The sequence below is a fragment of the Pseudomonas sp. NPDC085632 genome (assembly GCF_044541255.1).
Classification (GTDB): domain Bacteria; phylum Pseudomonadota; class Gammaproteobacteria; order Pseudomonadales; family Pseudomonadaceae; genus Aquipseudomonas.
Map to the genome: position 1 here is coordinate 1 of NZ_JBITSX010000099.1, position 3290 is coordinate 3290.

3 protein-coding genes are annotated in these 3290 nt (G+C 55.0%); 2 read left to right on the plus strand and 1 reads right to left on the minus strand.

Annotation, left to right across the window (positions count from 1 at the left end; genetic code table 11):
* Positions 1 to 318 precede the first annotated feature (318 nt).
* Positions 319 to 621: a hypothetical protein gene (locus ACIF4X_RS29080; protein WP_397484678.1), complete on the minus strand. Its 303-nt coding sequence runs from the start codon at positions 619 to 621 to the stop codon at positions 319 to 321.
* Between the two features lie 371 nt (positions 622 to 992).
* On the opposite strand from ACIF4X_RS29080, the gene thrS reads away from it, so the two are divergent.
* Complete coding sequence (thrS, locus tag ACIF4X_RS29085) at positions 993 to 2915, plus strand: threonine--tRNA ligase (RefSeq protein ID WP_007913488.1); 1923 nt, start codon at positions 993 to 995, stop codon at positions 2913 to 2915.
* The coding region (gene infC / locus ACIF4X_RS29090; protein WP_397484679.1) for a translation initiation factor IF-3 at positions 2915 to 3290 on the plus strand (376 nt) is incomplete at its 3' end. The genes thrS and infC, both read left to right, overlap by 1 nt.

A 3290-nucleotide genomic window follows, 5' to 3' on the forward strand; every position in this document is an offset into this window, starting at 1 on the left:
TAACGGTGACGGTTTGGCGATTAGTCATGGTGTCTCGCCAAGTACCATTTATTTTCAGTAGTACCGTGCTGCTCAGGCCAACTGGGCACACCCGGGTATCATAGTCGAAATGTTCGCTTTGGTAGCCCCCCGGACGTGCTGTTTGCCAATCAGTCGTGTTTTCTTTACTGCCTGATTCTGCTGGAAGCCCCGGTTTACAAGGCTTCTGGCGGAACGTAAAGACAATAAAAAAACCTGTAAAACCTGCATAAATCGTCTGAAAAGGCGAAAATTCAGCCTTTTTTTAAGGCGCTGAGCCAGCTCAGAACACTTTTTTGATCATTTTTTCGCCGGGGTATTTGCCTTGCATTTGGCGATTTGGCCGAGCGCTTTCTGCTGCAGTTCAGGGGATGCCTTGTTGTCCATCAGGGCCTGGATGTCGGCAGCAGGATAAGACTTGATGGCATCAGCGCCGCAAGCGCAGTGCGATTTGGCTGCAGCGGCACCAATTTGTTGAGTTGCCGCTTGGGTGCACTGCGCCATGTACTTCTCACGCTCGCCCTTCGGCCAATCGGCGTGGGCACTGAGCGGCAGCAGCATAACGATAGGGGCGACGACGGCGAACAGGGTATTCAGACGCATGCGAGGATGCTCCTTGTGGGTCAATGTCTTGTTATCTGAGGGCTGAAGGGGCCATCAAGTTCAGCACTCTGGCATAAAAACGGACGATTTGCCTTCTGGCAAAACAGAGGCATAAGTGACCGCTCATCTGTGCTAGCATGCCGGGCTCAAGCGTTCTCAGGCTCCGGATGACCTTCAGTCCCGGCAGCGGTCAGCGTGCGAATATTTCGATTTGAATCCCAGTCACTCTGGTTCGGTTTTCCGGTTGGCCGCAAGGCTCCTGCCGCTGTAAGGCAGGCGTTCGTCATTGAATGGCCTGGATCGGATCTTGTACTGGCTCATCCCAACCCACGTGACCTTTGGTAGGGGTCACCACTAGGAGAGGAGGCGCCATGCCAACTATTACTCTTCCCGACGGCAGTCAACGTTCATTCGATCACCCGGTTTCCGTAGCCGAGGTCGCCGCATCCATTGGTGCCGGTCTGGCCAAAGCCACCCTGGCCGGCAAGGTCAATGGTCAACTGGTCGACGCCAGCGACATCATCAGCAGCGACGCGACCCTGCAAATCATCACGCCAAAGGATGAAGAGGGGCTGGAGATCATTCGCCACTCTTGCGCTCACCTGGTTGGCCACGCGGTCAAACAGTTGTACCCGACTGCGAAAATGGTCATCGGGCCGGTCATCGACGAAGGCTTCTATTACGACATCGCCTTCGAACGTCCTTTCACTCCGGACGACATGGCCGCTATCGAACAGCGCATGCAGCAGCTGATCGAAAAAGATTACGACGTGATCAAGAAAGTCACTCCGCGCGCCGAAGTGATCGAAGTGTTCAAGGCCCGTGGCGAAGACTACAAGCTGCGCCTGGTCGAGGACATGCCGAACGAGCAGGCTATGGGCCTGTACTATCACGAAGAATACGTCGACATGTGCCGCGGTCCGCACGTGCCGAACACACGCTTCCTGAAATCCTTCAAGCTGACCAAGCTGTCCGGTGCCTACTGGCGCGGCGACGCCAAGAACGAGCAATTGCAGCGCGTTTACGGCACCGCTTGGGCAGATAAAAAGCAGCTGGCGGCTTACATTCAGCGCATCGAAGAAGCTGAAAAACGCGATCATCGCAAGATCGGCAAGCGTCTGGGCCTGTTCCACACCCAGGAAGAATCCCCGGGCATGGTGTTCTGGCACCCGAACGGCTGGACTCTGTATCAGGTGCTCGAGCAGTACATGCGCAAGATCCAGCGCGACAACGGCTACCTTGAGATCAAAACCCCTCAAGTGGTTGACCGCAGCCTGTGGGAGAAATCCGGGCACTGGGCCAACTACGCCGACAACATGTTCACCACCCAGTCGGAAAACCGCGACTACGCCATCAAGCCGATGAACTGCCCATGCCACGTGCAGGTGTTCAATCAGGGCCTGAAGAGCTACCGCGAGCTGCCGATGCGTCTGGCCGAGTTCGGTGCCTGCCACCGGAACGAGCCGTCGGGTGCGCTGCACGGCATCATGCGCGTACGTGCTTTCACTCAGGATGACGCCCACATTTTCTGCACCGAAGAGCAGATGCAGGCCGAATCCGCAGCGTTCATCAAGCTGACCATGGACGTTTATCGTGACTTCGGCTTTACCGATGTCGAGATGAAACTGTCCACTCGTCCGGAAAAACGCGTCGGTTCCGACGAGCTGTGGGATCGCGCTGAAGCTGCACTGGCTGCAGCCCTTGATTCTGCGGGCCTGCCGTACGATCTGCAGCCGGGTGAGGGTGCGTTCTACGGTCCGAAGATCGAGTTCTCGCTGAAAGACTGTCTCGGTCGCGTCTGGCAATGTGGTACTCTGCAGCTCGATTTTAACCTGCCTGTCCGTTTGGGCGCTGAATACGTCTCTGAAGACAACAGCCGCAAACACCCGGTGATGCTGCACCGTGCGATCCTCGGTTCCTTTGAGCGTTTCGTCGGGATTCTGATCGAGCACTATGAAGGTGCATTCCCTGCGTGGCTCGCGCCGACCCAGGCGGTGATCATGAATATCACTGATAAACAGGCTGATTTTGTTGCAGAAGTTGAAAAAACTCTCAACGAAAGCGGATTTCGTGCCAAGTCCGACTTGAGAAATGAAAAGATCGGCTTTAAAATCCGCGAGCATACTTTGCTCAAGGTTCCCTATCTCTTGGTAATCGGAGATAAGGAAGTCGAGATGCAGACTGTCGCTGTGCGTACTCGTGAAGGTGCTGACCTGGGCTCGATGCCCGTCGCCCAGTTCGCTGAGTTTCTCGCGCAAGCGGTTTCCCGGCGTGGTCGCCCAGATTCGGAGTAATTATTATTAAGCGTGAAATGAGACAAGATAAACGAGCTGCACCGAAAGCCCCGATCAACGAGAATATCTCGGCACGCGAGGTTCGGTTAATTGGGGCTGAAGGTGAACAGCTTGGGATTGTGTCAATTGAAGACGCGCTTCTTAAGGCTGAAGAGGCCAAACTGGATTTGGTGGAAATTTCCGCCGATGCAGTACCCCCTGTTTGCAAACTGATGGACTACGGCAAATCGATCTTCGAGAAGAAGAAGCAGGTTGCCGCGGCCAAGAAAAACCAGAAGCAGATTCAGGTTAAAGAAATCAAGTTTCGTCCAGGGACGGAGGAAGGGGATTACCAGGTAAAACTGCGCAACCTGGTACGTTTCCTGAGTGATGGGG